This is a genomic window from Streptomyces sp. NPDC005574, from assembly GCF_040605435.1.
Taxonomy (GTDB): domain Bacteria; phylum Actinomycetota; class Actinomycetes; order Streptomycetales; family Streptomycetaceae; genus Streptomyces.
Map to the genome: position 1 here is coordinate 17966 of NZ_JBEXCW010000058.1, position 16328 is coordinate 34293.

The following is a 16328-nucleotide window of genomic DNA, read 5'->3' on the forward strand; positions in this document are numbered from 1 at the left end:
TGCTCATGGTGCACGCACCCTGCAATGAACCTGCAATGTGCGCGCAACGTTGGCGCGAGGCGGTACTGCGGCCTGGCGCTATGCTCGGCCCGCGATGACCACAGACAGCAGCCTGAAACGCGGCCTGGCCGTGCTCCGACTCTTCGAACAGCACCCGCCGCGGGACCCGCGCGGCCACACCGTCGGCGAGGTCGCCGCACTGCTGGGCCGCGAACGCAGTCAGGTCTCCCGCATCCTGCGGAGCCTTGAGACAGCCCGCTTCCTGCGCCGTGATCCCGCGTCGCTGCGCTACTCCGTCGCCTGGGAGCTGTACGCGCGCGCCCAGCAGATCACCGAGGCACGACTGCGCCGGGAGGGTCGCACCGCGCTGGAGAGTGTCGCCGCCGACACGGGGGAGTGCGCCTACCTCGGAGTCCTGCGGGGCGCCAGTTCGGTGACGATCCTCGAGTCGATGCCGCCGGCGCTGTCCTCGTTCGTGTCCTGGGTGGGCCGCGCCTATCCCGCCTACTGCAGCGACGCCGGACAGGCCCTGCTGTTCGACGCCGGCGACACCGAGGTCGCGGCCGTTCTCGCCCGCACCGCCTTCGTCCGGCACGGTCCCAACACCCCGGCCGACCTGGACGACTTCCTGGCCCGGCTGGACGCGGCCCGCGAGCGGGGCTACTCGGTCGTCGACCAGGAGGCCGAGCCCGGCCTGTACTCGCTCGCCGCTCCGGTCAGGGACTTCCGCGGGGAGATCGTGGCCGCCGTGCAGGTCGTCGGCCCCCGCCGCCGTCTGGAGCCGGCGACGGCGGCCTGCGCGGACTCGGTGGTCCGCTGGAGCCACTGGCTGAGCGCCGCACTGCGCTCGACGGTCGGGGAGACGGACGAAAGGGCGGACCGAAGCTGAGCGCGCGCCGGTTCAGCGGAGCAGGAAGGCCAGTCGCGCCGCCGCGTCACCGATCGCGGCGACGATCTCCTCCCGGTCGTCCCTGGCCGCCGCGTGCGGTACGACCGCGCTGACCGCCGCCACGACGTCCCCGTGCGGATCCCGCACTGGCGCCGCCACCTCCAGCACGTCCTCGTCGTACTCGCTCTCGCACACCGCGACCCCGCGCCCGGCGTCCGCGGCGACCCGCGCCAGCAACTCGTCCACGGACCGCGGCGCCAAGGGGCCGCCCGCCCCGATGAAGTCCTCGCCGCCGAGGAGTTGCGCGACCTCCTGCCGCGAGTGGTCGAAGAGCAGCGCCCGCCCCGCCCCGGTGCACCAGACCGGCGTCAGCCGCCCCGCCCGCGCCCAGGAGAACTCGGCCCAGGCCGCCAGCTCGGCCCGCACCGAGAGCACCATCGCCCCACAGAGCACGTCCACGTACGCACACGCCCCGAACCGGACCACCAACCCCCGCAGCAGCGCCCGGCTCTCCACCCCCCACGGGCCGGCCCCGGCCGCCACGGCCAGCAGATCCGCCCCGGCACGGAACTCGTGACCGTCCCTGGCGAGTGTCCCGGCGCCGACCAGATCCCGCAGCAGCCGCGACGCCTGCCCCTTGTCCAGCCCGCTCTCCTCCGCCAGCCGGACCACACCGGGTCCCCCCCGGCTGTCGAGCTCCCCGCGGACGACCCGCTCCACCAGCCCGAGCCCTCGAGGCAGTGCACCCGTCGCCACGTCCATGCGCCGGATGCTACAGAGTCCGGGGAAGACCGCCGGCACCAGGTCCGCGGCGATCGCCGAAGAGACCGATCCTGTCCGCCCGGCGGCGAGGGTACCGGCCGGCGCCGGCACGGACCGCAACCTCGAAGCGTTCGCCGCACTCCTGGAACGCGAACTGTGAACGCTGGCTGAACACTCCACACCGCGAGCGCTTTTGGGGAAGTCCCTTATCGCGCCCCTGAACAGACCGGCGACGGCTTCCTGGGTGGTGTCACCGTCCTCGGCCTTCGGCAGGCGGCCTTGCCTCCCGTGCTCCAGCGACACATCATGAGGCCGTTGATCAGTTGCCGTGCCGAGCGATCCGGCTTGTCGACGCCGCGCCGGCTGCGGCCGTGATCCGCGCACAGTCGGGTACTTGCGCCAGGTTCGACGGGAGTCATGGTGAGGGCATCGCACGTCGGACCGGTAGCGGCCGTGCGCCGGTCTGGACGAAGCGGCGGCACGTCGACCTGTGCCGGACCCGCGACGCGCTCTGTCGCTGACCGTACGTCCGGGCCCCCTGTCCCCGACCCCGTGCGCACCCGTGATGCCCGGCCGGTGCCACCTACGGCGCCACCGAGGAGGAGGCAAAGCGGCTCGTGCGTGAGAAGCGCGAGTCGATCGACTTCGATCGCGGCCGTTCCCAGCTGGCCGACATGCTCGGCGGTCAAGTCGACCTGTCCGAACTCCCGCTCGACGCGACGCTGCCGGAGAGCCTGCTGCCCGCCGTGACCTCGGTGAACCGCCGCCGCGGCCGAGTCGACATCTTCACCGGATATGCGCGGCAGGGCTACACGCTGCGCGAGCTCATCGTCGCGGCACAGGACACCGGGCACTGGGCCGCCGCGGGAACACCCGAGCAACTCGCCGACGCCGTCGAGAACGCTTCCGTGCGGGCGTCCTGGACGTCATCTCGCTGAGCGGCATCGCAAGCACGACTTCATCGTCAACGGCCTCCTGCGCGAGCTGCGCAGACGGAACATCGTCGCCGCCGGCTACACCAGCACCACGTTGCGCGAGAACCTCGGACTCGAGCTGCCGACCCGCGACGCCGAACCTGTCCGGGTCTGACGGCGCTTGGCCGTGCATCGCAAGCGCTGTTCGCAGTGCTCGTCGGTGACTGCAGACGCTGTTGTACAGGCGAGCCGAGGGTGACGCGGGCCGCCCCCTCGCTCTCAGAGTTGAACGCGTTCAACAAATCTGGCAAGTTGTCTTCCGCGGCCCGTTCCTGTCGGTAGGCCGATGCGGGCCGAGGGTGGGAGGACCTGGTGGCGGGTGGGAAAAGGCCGCGGGCGCGATGGGCGACCCTCGGCGGCCTGATGCTGGCGTTGACCGTTCTGACCGCGTGCGCCGGCCCCTATCAGTACTACGGGGGAACAGGGCTCCACGACGCCACGACGGCCGAAGTCGCCGGGGGCTGGGAAAACGTCGAGGGCACCCAGGTAGTGCTTCGCGAAGACGGAACGGCTCTTCTCGAAAGACTCGATGGGAAGGACTTCGACTTCGAGGACGGCTGGCGCCTCTCCGGTACGGGAACCTGGCAACTGACCGACGAAGAGGGCGGGCAGGTCGTCCGGCTCGCGCTGACAACCCGGACACGAGTGGAGAGACGTTTCCCCGTGACGGCGACCGATGCCGCGGTTCCGGAACCTCCATCGGCATACGCGTGGTCCTTCTACGTGGACCGCGATCCGCACGACGAGTTGCAGCTCTTCTTCTTCTACGGCGATCCCGACACCGGGAACGCGTACGTGATGACGCGCAAGCCCGTGTCGTAGGCGTTCGTTGATAGCTGCGAACAGCACTGTCGCTTCGCCTCCCGCGAGAACCGTGCCTACCCGCGTCGCCGCGGGATCTGCTGCACCCACCGCGCGGGCGTCCCAGCCGGTGATCACCCGGCTCGGTGACCACGCCACCCGGCGGCTCCTTCTCCAGGGCGCCCTGTCTTCGAGCCTCGGCCGCATGCTGATGGGCGCGGCACAGTGTCTCCTGGGCGTCGACGGCGTCCGGCACGCCCGGGACCGACCGGGTCCCGGGCGCCCCAACTGCCCCGCAGAGCAGGTTCGTTGACAGCGGGCCGAACTGCGTGCTTCCATCCCGTCATGCCGCTGCCGGAGCCTCTGACCCGTCGCCGCGCCGTGGACCTCGTCCGCGTGGCCGCCGCGCTGTGTCGGTTCCCCGGCTGATCGGCTTACGTGCCCGGCGGCTTCGTGCTCGACGCCCCGCTGGAGGGCCGCACTGTCGGGCGGGTCATCGCCTCGCGCACACCCCGGCTGGCCGAGGGCGAGCTCGTCTTCCACCGGCAGGGCTGGCGCACGCACGCGGTGGTGGCGCCCGAGGAGATCCGCCGACTGCCCCGCTTCGACGGGGTGCCCCTGACCGCGTACTTGAGCATCCTCGGCGGCACCGGCCTGACCGCCTATGTGGGCCTGACCCGTATCGCCCGGCTCCGGGAGGGCGAGGACCTGTTCGTGTCGGCCGCGGCGGGCGGGGTCGGCACGGCGACGGGGCGGTTCGCCCGGCTGCTCGGCGCCGGACGGCTCGTGGGCAGCACGGGCTCCGCGGCGAAGGCCGCACACCTCACGCACGAGGTCGGCTATGACGCCGTCTTCGACTACCACGACGGGACCGCCGCCGACCTGCTCGGCAAGGCCGTACCGGACGGCATCGACGTGTTCGTCGACAATGTGGGCGGCGAGCAACTGGCCGCGGCGGTAGGGGTGCTGCGCCAGTTCGGGCGCCTCGTCCGCATCGGCACGATCAGCCAGTACAACACCCCCGACGCGCCGCAGCCGCGCATCAACCACGCGGACATCGTGGAGAAGAGCCTCCGCATGGAGGGCTTCCTGGTCAGCAACTACCGTGAGCTACAGCAGGAGTTGTACGAGTTCGCGGTGCCGCACCTGCAGAGCGGCCGGCTCGCTCCGGACGAGACGGTGATCGACGGGTTCGAGAACATCGTGGGCGCTTTCTTGGGAATGCTGCGCGGCCAGAACACCGGCAAGACCATCGTGCGAGACCGCACGCAACAGAAGTAGTTGTCACGCATACCCACCAGCACGAGCCGGACTCTGTGCCCCAGGCCGGCAACTACGTGGACGCTGCCGCCTACGGCATCACGTGGGGGCGGGCCCGGGAACGCGCCCTGCCCCGTACTGGGCGCACGGTGGCCCGTGCAGTCCGATGATCCGGTGGGTCCGGTCGAGACCGAAGCTCTTCACACAAGGCCCACACCCGGCAACGACGGAACTTCGGTGCGGCCGCGTCCTGACCGGCCTTACGCGTGGCCCTTTCGGTAGCCGTCCCACACGTTTGGCATCGGCGAGTCTTGCGGACCGCCCCGGGCTGCTCGACAGGAGGGAGCAGCCCGGGGCGGCCGGGCCCAAGTGGTGTCGTACGAGGTCAGGGAGCGTTCTCGGAGGGCATCAGGAGCGCGGAGAGGACGGCGGGGAGGGCGCCGACGAGGAGCATGACGGTCGGCCAGTTCGAGAGCGCCAGCAGCGGCGGGATCAGCAGCGGGGTGACGAACGCCCCGCCGAAGACCATCGTGTTCTCCAGGCCGAGCGCGGTGCCCGAGCGTTCGGCGCCGGCCATGGTGGCGATCTCCGCGTAGTGGACGCCGTGCCAGCCGCAGGAGAGGAAGCCGGCGATCACGAGTAGCGCTGCCACGGTCCAGGCGGGACCGGACTCGAAGACGGCGATCGCGGTGAAGGCGGCGGCGATGATCCAGCTGTAAGTGGTCACCAAACTCCTGCGGTACCGGCCGCCGCGGTTGTCGGTCCACCGCCCGCCCCAGACGCGTGAGACGGCGCCGAGTACCTGGACGACGACCAACAGGACGGCGATGCGCGGGATGGACATGTGCTTGACGGTGTGCAGGAAGACGGAGCCGAAGGTGAGCACCGTGAACTGCGGGAGGTCCAGCAGGAAGGCGGTGATGGCGACCCGCCAGATGTCCCAGCGGGTGAGGGGGTTGGGTACGGTCGTGGCGGCCTGGTCCCCGTCCTTCCTGGTCTTGGCCAGCGGCGGTTCGTCCAGCCAGACCACGACCGCGACGGTGGCGAGCAGGGTGATGGCGGTGAGGAAGGCGAAGACCCAGCGGAACCCTGCTCCGAGCGCCAGCGGCGGGAGCACCGCCGCGCCGATCGCGCCGCCCAGGGGAACCGCGGCGACGCGCAGGCTGATCGCGAAGCCGCGCTTGGCGGGTGGGAACCAGCCCATCACGGCCCGGCCCGAGGCGCCGTTGACGCAGCCGCCGAGGGCCCCGGCCATGAACAGGACGACGGCGAGGGCCCAGTAGGTGGGCATGTTCCCCCCGGACGGCACGAGGAACGCGGTCACGGCGGCCAGCGAGAGCGTGGTTCCGGAGAGTCCGGTGATCAGGACCTTTCGTTCGCCGATCCGGTCGGACAGGATGCCCCAGAACACGTCGGTGACCGCGATGCCGCAGGTCACGGCTGCCATGACGAGTCCGAGCTGGGCTGTGGAGAGGCGGTAGGCGCTCTGCATGATGGAGCCGGAGGTGGGGATTCCCTGGAACGCGGCGCTGAACGCGGCCTGGGCGCCGATGCCTACGCCGAGAATTCCCCACATGTAGCGGGGGGAGTGGGTCCTGCCGGACCTGCCCACCCGGATGTCTTCCGACGGGGCGGCCGTGGGCAGAGGGGCGGCAGAGGGTGTGAGGGGGGCTGTCTTCTGCAGTTGGTCGGGCACCGTGGGGCTCCTGGTGTGGTGTGTACGGGACGGCACGGGGCGACAGCGCGGTGGCCGGGTGCCGGCGGGCCGGGCCCGCCGGCACCCGGCGGTCCGTCGCCGGGGAGGCGTGGTGTGACGGCGGTCTGCCGCTGCGTGCGGCGGCCTCGGGGCGTCAGCCCGAGATCAGCTGGGCGCCGTCGAGGGCGAGTCCGGTGTCGGGCAGCTCACCCGGCCGGAGGGGCAGGGTGCGCTTCTCGCGGATGACGAGCATCTTGCAGCCGCCGGGGCTGGAGACGCGGTGAACGCTGTCGGGGCGTTCCACTACGAGGGTGCCGGCGGGGTAGACGTCACCGTTGTCGTTGACGAGCTCCCCCTCCAGGATCAGCAGGAGCTCGAATCCCAGGTGGCGGTGGAGGTCGCCGTGCGCGCCGGGCCGGAAGTGGGCGATGTACGCCTCCGCCCCGTCCGGGCCGGTCTCCTCCCCGGTGTAGAGCCAGTGCACGTCGACGGCCTCCCGGCCGGGCTGGACGTAGGGCCGCCACAGGATGCGGCCGTCCGTCAGGCCGCCGCCGAACAGGTCACCGATGACCTCGATGTGGCGCTGCTGCGGTGCGTACGCGGTGTCCGTCATGGGATGTCCTTCGTGTGAGGGGCGGGCTGTGCCGCCGCGAATCTGCGCGTGTGGGACGTGCGATGGGTGGCGCCGTTCCTGGAAGGGGTGAGGGGAGAGGAGTGAGGGGGAAGGAGGGACGCGGGGCGGCGGGCGCGGCCGGAGGGAGCGGGTCACAGACCCGGAGCGCTGTGTACGACCTGGCCTTCGAGCAGGTCGTGGGCGTGGTACTCCCGCGCGGACGTCGTGTCGGCGGACTCCCGGGCGGCGCGCAGTTCGGCCCGGCGGATCTTGCCCGACGTCGTCTTGGGCAGCCCGCCGAATTCGAGGCAGGAGATCTGCTGGTGAGGGGCGAGGTTCTCGGCCGCGAAGGCCAGCACGGACCGGGCGGTGTCCGTCGTGGGCGGGTGGCCGGCGGCGAGCGACACGTACGCCTTGGGAACCTGGTATCCGACGGTGTGCGGCACCGGGATCACCGCGGCCTCGGCGACCGCGGGGTGGCGCAGCAGGACGCTCTCCAGCTCGAACGGCGAGATCCGGTGGTCGTAGGACTTGAAGACGTCGTCCGTGCGGCCGATGTAGGTGAGGTAGCCGTCGCTGTCGCGCCGGGCGATGTCACCGGTGTGGTAGAGGCCGTCGGCGAGGGTGCGGGCGGTCTTCTCGGCGTCGCCGAGGTATCCCGTCATGATGCCGACGGGACGTTCGGCCAGGTCGATGCAGATCTCGCCCTCGTCGCCCCGCTCCTTGGTACGGGGGTCGACGAGCACGACGGGGTATCCCGGCAGGGGCTTGCCCATCGAGCCCGGGCGGACGGGCAGGGCGGTGGTGTTGCCTATCTGCGCGGTGGTCTCGGTCTGGCCGTACCCGTCGCGCACGGTCAGGCCCCAGGCGCCGCGGACCCGGTCGATGACCTCGGGGTTGAGCGGCTCGCCGACCGACGACGCCTCCCTCAGGGTGGGCGGGCGTTCGCCCAGGTCGTACTGGAGGAGGGTGCGCCATGCGGTGGGCGGGGCGCAGAGGCTGGTGGCGTGTTCCTCGCGGAGGATGTCCAGCAGGACCCTCGGGTCGCCCCCGGCGGGGAGATTGACCGACAGGACGCTCGCCTCTGCGTTGAAGGGGCCGAAGAAGCTCGACCAGGCGTGCTTGGCCCAGCCCGGCGCGGAGATGTTGACGTGGATGTCGCCGGGGACGAGGCCGTTCCAGTACATGCCGGTCAGATGGCCGATGGGGTAGCTGCTGTGGGTGTGGGAGACCATCTTGGGCCGGGACGTCGTACCGGAAGTGAAGTAGACGAACAGCGGGTCGTCGGCGTGGGTGAGTCGGTCGGGGCGGAACTCGGGGGACTCGGCGTAGGCATCGGAGTAGGGCGTCCAGCCGGGGGTGCCGGACCCCACGGCGATGCGGGTGAGGTGGGCCGGCGCGTCGGCGAAGGCGCCGGTGAGATGGTCGGCCGTGATGATGTGCGCCACCTCGCCGCGGGTGAGACGGTCGTGGAGGTCGGCCTGCGAGACGGTGGTGTAGGTCGGGATGACGACTGCGCCGACCTTCATCGCCGCGAGCAGTGCCTCCCAGACGGCGACCTGGTTGTCGAGCATGAGCAGGAGGCGTTCACCGGGTCGCACCCCGAGGCGGCGCAGCCAGTTGGCGACGCGGGAGGAGCGCTCGGAGAGCTGTGCGTAGGTGACGGATTCGGACGGGCGGCCGGGGCTGATGATCTTCACGGCGACGCGGTCGTTGCCGCGGGCGATGTGGTCGAACCAGTCGAAGGCCCAGTTGAAGTGCGTGGGGCGGGGCCAGGTGAAGCGGGCGGCGGCGGTGTCGTGGTCGGTGCGGAGGGAGAGGAGGAGGTCGCGTGCCGTGCGGAACTCCTCGGTGGCGGCAGGGTTGTGGCCTGTCACTGCGGTGCTCCTTCGGAGAGGGGAGGCCGGGTCAGCGGTCGGCGCCGATGGGACGGGACAGCTTGGTGGTCGGCAGCGAGTGCCGCACGGGGTGCGCGCCGACAGGCGGCTTGAGGCCGAGGACGTCGGCCGCGATGGCGTCGGCGTCGGTGTGGAAACCGACCATGGGGCCCGGCCGTCCGTTGCCGATCTGGGTGAACCACCGCAGGTCCTCGGTCGGGATGCCCAGCGCGTACAGACCCCGCGAGGGCCGGCCGGTCGCGTCGACCAGGCGGTAGGGCTTCTCGGTCACCGCCAGCGCGCCGGTGGCGAACCGGGCTCCGTCCCGCGCGTTGATGTTGACATGTACGGACGCCAGGCCGTCGTCGATGAGCTGGCGCATCAGCGGGGAGGAGTCGACACGGGCGTCGGCGCGCGGAATACGGGCGTCGATGAGGATCTTGGTCTCTACGTGTGACCCGCTGACCTGCGGTGACTCCAGTGTGAAGCGGCCGGTGTCCTCGTCCGTCCCGATACGCAGGTTCGGGCCGACCACGGTCAGGACGCCGGCCTCGATGAGGGCGACCGCCTGGGAGACCCGCACGGCCGGGGGGCCCGCGGACACCATGGTGTTGATCGGGTTGAACCAGCCGAGGAACTCGTCGCGGTGCGAGTCGGGGTGAAGGCTGGAGAACTCCACCGCGTCGCGCACCACTCCGCGGATGTCACGCAGGATGTCCAGGGCCGCCTTGAGCGGGTTGTCGACGTTGCCCTCCTCGGCCTCGCGGGCGTCCTCCCGCAGCAGGGAGACCAGCCGTTCGTGGAAGGCGCCCGGGCCGGTGAAGGTCTGGCCCGTGAAAGGACGGGCCATGGTCTCCAGGTCGATCGCGGGCAGGTCGGCGAGGCCGGCCTCCTTCAGCAGGGTCGCGGTGGCCTCGGCGTCCCCGGCCACGGAGCGGTGCCAGTTCCCGAAGACCTCCGCCGCGCGCCGGCCGTCCCGCCGGCGCACGTGGGTCGTGTAGTAGACGTGCTCGACCTCGCGGAGCATCAGCGGCAGGACCTGCGAGCGGAAACGTAACTGGCCGTCGCCCGTAGCCGAGCGGTTCGCCCGGCGCAGGTCGGCGAGGGCCTCGGGGGTGAAGAACACCGGCTGGTAGCGGTAGTGGGGGCCTTTCTGGTTGTGTCCGCGGGCCAGCATGGGCAGTCCGCTGCGCGAGCCGGCGACGATGTGCGGCTCGTGTCCGGAAGGCGCGTACTCCAGGCTGCCGTCGGAGCGCCGCACGAAGCGTCCGCCACGGCCGACGGTCAGCTCCGCCGCGATGTCGTAGAACGTCAGCCCGAGGCCGAGGATGCCCACCGGGGTTCCGGCCGTGAGCTCGTCGAGCTCCATGTCGGCGGCGGACGAGCCGCGCAGGTACCGGGTGCCGCGGTGGCGGGAGGCGAAGTCCAGCAGGTCGCGGTCGGCGGTCCCGGCGATGTGGTGGGGGTGTCCGGTGGTGAGAACGGCCTTGTCGACGCTGATGTGCCGGCCCTGGCTGGTGGTGATCGTGTAGCGGCCGTCGCCGTCCCGGCGCAGGCTCCTGGCCCGCGCCGCCACCGGGGAGACGGTCACGTCCGGGGGCAGAGCGGCGGTGATCCGGTCGAACACGTCGTGCAGGTAGCGGCCGTAGACCCGGCGGGGCGCGTAGGTGTTGGCTGTCGGGGTCTCCACATCCGGCTGAGGCACCGCTTCCAGCCACTGGTGGAGGGATGGTCCCGCACCGGCTCGCCAGGGGCCGTCGTCGGGCTCGCCCGAGTAGAGGCTCACCTCGCCGGCGGCCGTGTTCATCAGCAGGGTGTCCGGTTGGTCGGTGCGCCAGATGCGGCCGGCACCCGCCTCGCCGGGGTCGATCGTGTGTATCCGTACCGGCCGCGGAGGGCGACTGGCTGTCAGGCGTGCGACAAGGCGTTCCAGGACGGACAGGCCGCGCGGGCCCATCCCGATGATTGCGACGTGGAGCGTCCGGTCGGTCATCGGTGCGTCTCCTTATTCATGATCAGCCGACGTTTCGAAGGGCTGGAACCGGGTCGAACCGAGTCGCTGGTCCACCCGGAGCCGGATGCCGCCAAGCGGGGGCGGCGTGTCGCCGAGCCCGGACCACTTGGGTACCGCCATGTAAGTTTCGATCGCGACGCAAGAATAGATGCCAATAGATAGATAAACGCAAGTCCAAAATTACTGTGATCCACGTCACATGGGCTGACGCCCGAGTTTGGTTCTGTTGCATATATGCGGACAAAACGCATCTCTTCAGGCGTGTTCTTGTGGATCTCTTTCAAGTCCTAGGTACAAAGTTGGTCTCTGGTGTATATCTGTACGGCACTTGCAGCCCGTGTGTGACGGTGGCCGTCGTTCGACGCGTCGTCGCCCTTGCCTTTCTCCGCACCCAAAGGTGGTCAACGGACAATGGAGCACTCGGAAGAGCTGGACAATGCTGTCGCGATCGTCGGCATGGGATGCCGGTTTCCGCGCGCCGGCGGGGTGGACGAGTTCTGGAAGGGACTCATCGCCGGGACCGATGCGGTCGGCCCCGTACCGCAGGACCGCTTCGACATCACAGATCACTTGGCCCCGGAGTCGGGCACACCGGGCAAGACCGTCTCGCGCCACGGCGGTTTCCTGGACGACGTGTTCGGCTTCGACGCCGCGTTCTTCGGGATCTCCCCGGTGGAAGCCCGCGGCATGGACCCGCAGCAGCGCATCCTGCTCCAGGTCGTCTGGGAGGCGGTCGAGGACGCCGGAGTCCTGCCCTCCAGCCTGGCCGGCACCCGCGGCGGTGTGTTCGTCGGGCAGGCGACCACCGAGTACGCCGAGGTCGGTCCCGGCCCACTGGAGCGCGGCGTGCGCGAGATGGTCGGCAGCCGGCTGAGGGCCGCGACGGCCGGCCGGGTCTCCTACGCGCTGGACCTCCGCGGCCCCAGCGTCGTCCTGGACACGGCGTGCTCCTCGTCGCTGGTGGCGGTGCACGCCGCCCGGCAGAGCCTGCTGACCGGCGAGAGCGACCTGGCCATCGCCGGCGCCGTCAGCGTCATCCTTTCCCCGGCCGACTCCATCGCCTACTCCCAGGGCGGCATGCTCTCCGCGCGGGGCCGCTGCCGATTCGGCGACGCCCGCGCCGACGGCTTCGTGCGCAGCGAGGGAGTGGCGGCGGTGGTTCTCAAGCGCCTCCCCGACGCGCTGCGCGACGGTGACAACGTGGTGGCCCTCGTCCTGGGCAGCGCCGTCACCAACGACGGCAGAGGCAGCGGACTCCTGCTGCACCCCTCGGTCGCCGGGCAGGCGGAGATGCTGCGGGAGGCGTGCCGCAGCGCGAACGTCGACCCAGCCCGCCTCGACTACGTCGAAGCGCACGGCACCGGCACCCCGGTCGGAGACGCCGTCGAGCTCCAGGCGCTGGCCCGGGCGACCGGCCCCGGACGCGACGCCAGCGCACCCCTGCGAACGGGGTCGGTGAAGACGAACATCGGCCACAGCGAGGCCGCCGCGGGACTTGCCGGACTGATCAAGGCAGCGCTCATCGCCCGGCACGGCGTCATTCCCGCCTCCCTCCACCTGGAGGAACCCCACCCCCTGCTGGCGCAGAAGCGCATACCCGTCGAGGTGGTGGGCACCAACACGCCGCTCGACAAGGCGGGCCGCCGGGCACTGGTGGGCGTGAGCAGCTTCGGACTGACCGGCACCAACGCCCATGTCGTACTCGCCGAACACCTCCCGGCGGCAGACCGGCCGCCCCGGCCCGAGCCCGCGACCGGGCCGCGGTTGCTGGTCCTGAGCGCCCGCAGCCGCGGCTCGCTGCTGCGGCAGGCAGCCTCCTTCGCCTCCTGGCTGGAGCCCGCCGGCGCCGGCCGGGACCTACCCCTGGACGATGTCTGCGCGACGGCCGCACTGCGCAGGGACGCGCAGCCGCACCGCCTGTGGGCCGTAGGCAGCACCCACGACGAGCTGGCAGCGGTACTGCGGAGCCTCGCCGAGGGCGGCAGCCACCCGGACGGAGGCATCTCCCACGCGGGCACGGGCACCGCCCGGCAAACCGTGTTCGTCCTGCCGGGACAGGGTTCGCAGTGGCTCGGCATGGGCCGCGGTCTGTTGGCCTCGTCCCCCGCTTTCAAGGAGACCCTGGAGATCTGCGACCGGGCCGTGCGCCGCGAGACGGGATGGTCGGTGCTGGACCTGCTCACCCGGGACGCCGACGCGCTGCCCACCGAAGTGGACGTCGTGCAGCCCGCGTTGTGGGCGATGGAGGTCGCTCTGGCCGCCGCCTGGCGGGAGAAGGGGGTGGAACCCGACGTCGTGATCGGCCACAGCATGGGGGAGGTGGCCGCGGCCCGCATCAGCGACGCGATGTCTCCCGCCGACGCCGCGGCTGTCATCTGCCGCCGCAGCCGGCTCATGCGGCGCCGCGAGGGACACGGCGCCATGCTCGTCGTCGAACTCGGCCCCGCCGAGGCCCGCCAGGCCATCGCCCCCTACGCCGACAAGGTCTGCGTCGCCGCGGAGAACTCGCCGACCACCACGGTCGTCGCCGGCGACCGCACCGCACTGTCCGCCCTTGAGGAACGGCTGCGCGCCCGGGACATCCTGTGCCGACGGGTGAAGGTCGACGTCGCCTCCCACTCACCGGACATGGAGTGCCTGCGCGCCGACCTGGGCGACCTCCTGAGCGGCCTCACCCCTGCCGACACCAGCTGCGCCATGGTCTCCACGGTGACCGGCCGGCCCGTCGCCGGCTCCGAACTCACCGCCCCCTACTGGATGGACAACCTCCGCCGGCCCGTCCGCTTCACCGACACCGTCCGTACGGTGGCCGAGCGCGACCCGAGCGTCTTCGTCGAGATCAGCCCCCACCCGGTGCTGTCCGCAGCCGTCGAGGAGACGCTGCTCGCCCACGGGCTGGAGGGCTCCGCGGTGGCGTCCGTACGGCGCGGCCAGGACGAGCACTCTGAACTGATCCGCTCCGCGGGCCGCTTCTTCGCGGCCGGCGGCAGGATCGACTTCGGCCGCTGGTACGGGACACGAAGGCCACCTGTGGCCCTGCCCCCTTACTCCTGGGACACCTCCCAGTACCGGACGGAGATGGCACCCGTGCCCGCCGGCACCCGCGTGCTCGGCGCGAGCCTGGGCCAGCTGGGCGCCGCCGACTGGGCCGGCGGTGTGCGGGTGGGCGGACTGGCCGCCGTGCCACCCGTCGTTCCCCTCGCGCTGATGCTGGAGGCCGGCAGGCAGGCGGTCCCGGGCAGTGCCCTCGCCCTGGAGAACGTCCGGCTCGGCGACGAACCCGTCGACGGCGAGAACCCTGTCGACAGCGCCCTCCGGGTCACGGTCGACCAGCCGCGCGCCGACGGCACACGCCCCGTGCGGGCGGAGGTGGTCGGCCCGGACACGGCGGGCCGCATCCTGTTCGCCTCCGGACACCTCGCACCGGTGCGGGACGACCCCGCCGCCCGGGGCGCGGGGATCATCGACGCCGCCCTGGCCCGGTGCCGCCGGTATCTCCCGGCTGCGGACTTCGAGGACCTCGCGAGGCGGCGGGGCATCGAGATCGGCGAACCCTTCCGTGCGGTGGAACAGCTGTGGCGCGAGGACGGCCGAGCGGTGGCGCGCCTACGGCTGCCCAAGGCACCCCTGCCCGCCGCGTGGGAGTCGGGACTGCTGCCCCTCATCGCCGCATGGCCGGCCGGCGATCACTCGGCACCGTACGTGCCGACCGGATTCGACCGGGTCCGCTTCCTGGACGAGCCCTCCGACGAATTCTGGTCCGTGTGCTCCTTCCAGTCCCAGAACGCCCGCACCGCCCGCGCCCATGTCCTGCTGCTCGCCGCCGACGGGCGGGAGCTCGCTCGCTTCACCGGCATCCACCTGCGCCGCCTTCCCGGCCCCCTCGCCCAGGCCGACCCGGGAACGTCCGCCCTCACGTCCAGGCTGGCGGGACTCGGCTGGATGCTGTCCTCCGCGGTACGCGGCCTGCCGGGAGCCATCCGCACGCCTCAGTGGCAGCCGGTCCGTCCGGTCCGTCCGCGTGAGTCCCGCACGGTCATCCCCACCCCCCGTGAGGTGGCCGCCGGGATGGCCGCGAGCCGGTCCCCGCGCGGCGGCGAGGAACTGCGCACCCGTGCCGCCGCGCTGCTCGGCATGGCGGTCGGCGACATCGACCGGCGGTGCACCCTGCGGGACCTGGGGCTCGACTCGTTGATGGCCGCCCAGCTCCGGCGGCAGCTGCGCACCGAGTGCGGCTGGGAGATCACGACGGGACGCCTGCTCGGCGACGAGAGCATAGAGAAGATCGAGCTGCTTCTGCAGCGGGGGCAGCACACCTGATCCGAGCCGCCCGCAGCGGCGGACGGACCTGTGCGGACGGGGTGCCCGGTTCGGGGACTCCGTCCGCACAATTGTCCGCGAGACGAGACTTCAACGCATTCTTGCACTGTGGTATAAAAATTTCGGGCGTGGTTCGCACCTGCGACGCCGATGCCGCCACTCCCGGTGCCGCCCCCGTCGGCGCATGATCGAGCGCCGATGGTCCACAGAGCTAGGAGACTTTCGATGAGCACCCAGACGACAGAGACGGTCGGCTCGCTCGGACGCCGGGAGAGGAACAAGCAGAAGGTGAAGGAACGTCTCTACTCCTCGGCCCTCACCCTGTTCCGGGAACAGGGTTACGACGGGACCTCGATCGACCAGATCGCGGAACGGGCGGACGTCGCCCGCGGAACGTTCTTCAACTACTTCCAGCGCAAGGAAGACATCATCAGCGCCTGGGGCGAGCGACGCCGGGAGAAACTCATGTCATCCATGAGCAACAGCGATCCAGTTCCACCAGGCACCTCCATCAGCGAACTCTGGCGCTGTATGACCGTCCTGAGCGATATCAACGAGGATGAACGCGACCTCACGGCGCCCATGCTCACGGCCTGGGTCAAGGCCGGCCGTCCCCTGGTCGAGGAACCCTACGTCGCCGACATCTTCACCCGTATCGTCTCCCGAGGTTACGAAAAGGGAGAACTGGCCGGTGACGTCAGCCCGCAGCGGGTGGGTCACATCTTGCGCGACATCTACCTCGGCACCCTCTACCGCTGGTGCCAGCAGACGTCCGCCGCGCCCGGCTACGTCACCGAGGAACTGCAGGCGGCCCTGCGGCTGGTGGTGTACGGCCTGCTCACCGCACCGGAAGACCAGGCCACGCCCCTCGCGGCCGGCGGGAACCGGCCTTAACGGCCCAGGACCTGACGACAGGGCCGTATCGGTGTTGCCTGGAGCGCAGCAACGCCCCCAGGCAACCGATCGCGGGCTCCCGAAGACCCCGAGTTCCTTCGGGGCTCGTCTTCGCCTGCTGCACACCGGATCTGCTCGCTGCGGGCTGCTGCCTGTGCGGGCTTCTGGTGCTGGGGGTGCCGGTTCGGGAAGGGGCGGCACCTGGCAGCACCTCCAGCAGCCGCATGG

At 71.2% G+C, this 16328-nt stretch carries 12 protein-coding genes and 1 pseudogene; 7 read left to right on the forward strand and 6 right to left on the reverse strand.

Annotated elements, in window-relative coordinates; genetic code table 11:
* Nucleotides 1-94: 94 nt before the first annotated feature.
* Nucleotides 95-889, forward strand: a complete 795-nt coding sequence (locus ABZT03_RS29205; RefSeq protein ID WP_356044689.1) for an IclR family transcriptional regulator — start codon at nucleotides 95-97, stop codon at nucleotides 887-889.
* 12 nt (nucleotides 890-901) lie between these two features.
* Here ABZT03_RS29205 and ABZT03_RS29210 read toward each other — a convergent pair whose 3' ends face one another.
* Nucleotides 902-1651: an IclR family transcriptional regulator C-terminal domain-containing protein gene (locus tag ABZT03_RS29210; RefSeq protein WP_356044692.1), complete on the reverse strand. Its 750-nt coding sequence runs from the start codon at nucleotides 1649-1651 to the stop codon at nucleotides 902-904.
* Nucleotides 1652-1658: 7 nt separating this feature from the next.
* Between ABZT03_RS29210 and ABZT03_RS29215 the strand changes: the two genes are divergently transcribed.
* From ABZT03_RS29215 to ABZT03_RS29225, 3 genes are all read left to right on the forward strand, one after another.
* Nucleotides 1659-1811: a hypothetical protein gene (locus tag ABZT03_RS29215; protein WP_356044695.1), complete on the forward strand. Its 153-nt coding sequence runs from the start codon at nucleotides 1659-1661 to the stop codon at nucleotides 1809-1811.
* A 457-nt stretch (nucleotides 1812-2268) separates the two neighbouring features.
* A complete protein-coding gene (locus tag ABZT03_RS29220; protein WP_356044698.1) occupies nucleotides 2269-2589 on the forward strand; it encodes a hypothetical protein in 321 nt (106 codons plus the stop codon).
* A gap of 399 nt (nucleotides 2590-2988) precedes the next feature.
* Nucleotides 2989-3447 carry a hypothetical protein gene (locus ABZT03_RS29225; protein ID WP_356044701.1) on the forward strand — a complete coding sequence of 153 codons (459 nt, stop codon included), beginning with the start codon at nucleotides 2989-2991 and terminating at the stop codon, nucleotides 3445-3447.
* Nucleotides 3448-3526: 79 nt separating this feature from the next.
* On the opposite strand, the pseudogene ABZT03_RS29230 reads toward ABZT03_RS29225, so the two are convergent.
* Nucleotides 3527-3655 (reverse strand): annotated as a pseudogene (locus ABZT03_RS29230) (IS5/IS1182 family transposase); the annotation flags it as partial.
* 209 nt (nucleotides 3656-3864) lie between these two features.
* On the opposite strand from ABZT03_RS29230, the gene ABZT03_RS29235 reads away from it, so the two are divergent.
* Nucleotides 3865-4707, forward strand: coding sequence for an NADP-dependent oxidoreductase (locus ABZT03_RS29235; protein ID WP_356044704.1), 843 nt, complete (start codon nucleotides 3865-3867; stop codon nucleotides 4705-4707).
* A gap of 364 nt (nucleotides 4708-5071) precedes the next feature.
* On the opposite strand, the gene ABZT03_RS29240 is transcribed toward ABZT03_RS29235, so the two are convergent.
* From ABZT03_RS29240 to ABZT03_RS29255, 4 genes are all read right to left on the reverse strand, one after another.
* The gene (locus ABZT03_RS29240; protein WP_356044707.1) at nucleotides 5072-6382 is read right to left on the reverse strand and encodes an MFS transporter; all 1311 of its coding nucleotides are present in this window, start codon (nucleotides 6380-6382) and stop codon (nucleotides 5072-5074) included.
* A 154-nt stretch (nucleotides 6383-6536) separates the two neighbouring features.
* Nucleotides 6537-6995, reverse strand: a complete 459-nt coding sequence (locus ABZT03_RS29245; RefSeq protein WP_356044710.1) for a cupin domain-containing protein — start codon at nucleotides 6993-6995, stop codon at nucleotides 6537-6539.
* A 152-nt stretch (nucleotides 6996-7147) separates the two neighbouring features.
* Nucleotides 7148-8872, reverse strand: a complete 1725-nt coding sequence (locus tag ABZT03_RS29250) for an AMP-binding protein (RefSeq protein WP_356044713.1) — start codon at nucleotides 8870-8872, stop codon at nucleotides 7148-7150.
* A 31-nt stretch (nucleotides 8873-8903) separates the two neighbouring features.
* Nucleotides 8904-10865, reverse strand: a complete 1962-nt coding sequence (locus ABZT03_RS29255; RefSeq protein WP_356044716.1) for an FAD/NAD(P)-binding protein — start codon at nucleotides 10863-10865, stop codon at nucleotides 8904-8906.
* Between the two features lie 432 nt (nucleotides 10866-11297).
* Between ABZT03_RS29255 and ABZT03_RS29260 the strand changes: the two genes are divergently transcribed.
* Nucleotides 11298-15206 carry an acyltransferase domain-containing protein gene (locus ABZT03_RS29260; protein WP_356044719.1) on the forward strand — a complete coding sequence of 1303 codons (3909 nt, stop codon included), beginning with the start codon at nucleotides 11298-11300 and terminating at the stop codon, nucleotides 15204-15206.
* Nucleotides 15207-15431: 225 nt separating this feature from the next.
* Nucleotides 15432-16100 (forward strand): TetR/AcrR family transcriptional regulator, encoded by a 669-nt coding sequence (locus tag ABZT03_RS29265; RefSeq protein ID WP_356044722.1) that lies wholly within the window; start codon nucleotides 15432-15434, stop codon nucleotides 16098-16100.
* Nucleotides 16101-16328: the final 228 nt, after the last annotated feature.

Excerpts from the sequence above, each read along its gene's own strand:
- ABZT03_RS29205 (WP_356044689.1), top strand. The coding sequence starts at position 95 with ATGACCACAGACAGCAGCCTGAAACGCGGCCTGGCCGTGCTCCGACTC.
- ABZT03_RS29210 (WP_356044692.1), bottom strand. The coding sequence starts at position 1,651 with ATGGACGTGGCGACGGGTGCACTGCCTCGAGGGCTCGGGCTGGTGGAG.
- ABZT03_RS29215 (WP_356044695.1), top strand. The coding sequence starts at position 1,659 with ATGCTACAGAGTCCGGGGAAGACCGCCGGCACCAGGTCCGCGGCGATC.
- ABZT03_RS29225 (WP_356044701.1), top strand. The coding sequence starts at position 2,989 with ATGCTGGCGTTGACCGTTCTGACCGCGTGCGCCGGCCCCTATCAGTAC.
- ABZT03_RS29245 (WP_356044710.1), bottom strand. The coding sequence starts at position 6,995 with ATGACGGACACCGCGTACGCACCGCAGCAGCGCCACATCGAGGTCATC.
- ABZT03_RS29255 (WP_356044716.1), bottom strand. The coding sequence starts at position 10,865 with ATGACCGACCGGACGCTCCACGTCGCAATCATCGGGATGGGCCCGCGC.
- ABZT03_RS29260 (WP_356044719.1), top strand. The coding sequence starts at position 11,298 with ATGGAGCACTCGGAAGAGCTGGACAATGCTGTCGCGATCGTCGGCATG.
- ABZT03_RS29265 (WP_356044722.1), top strand. The coding sequence starts at position 15,432 with ATGAGCACCCAGACGACAGAGACGGTCGGCTCGCTCGGACGCCGGGAG.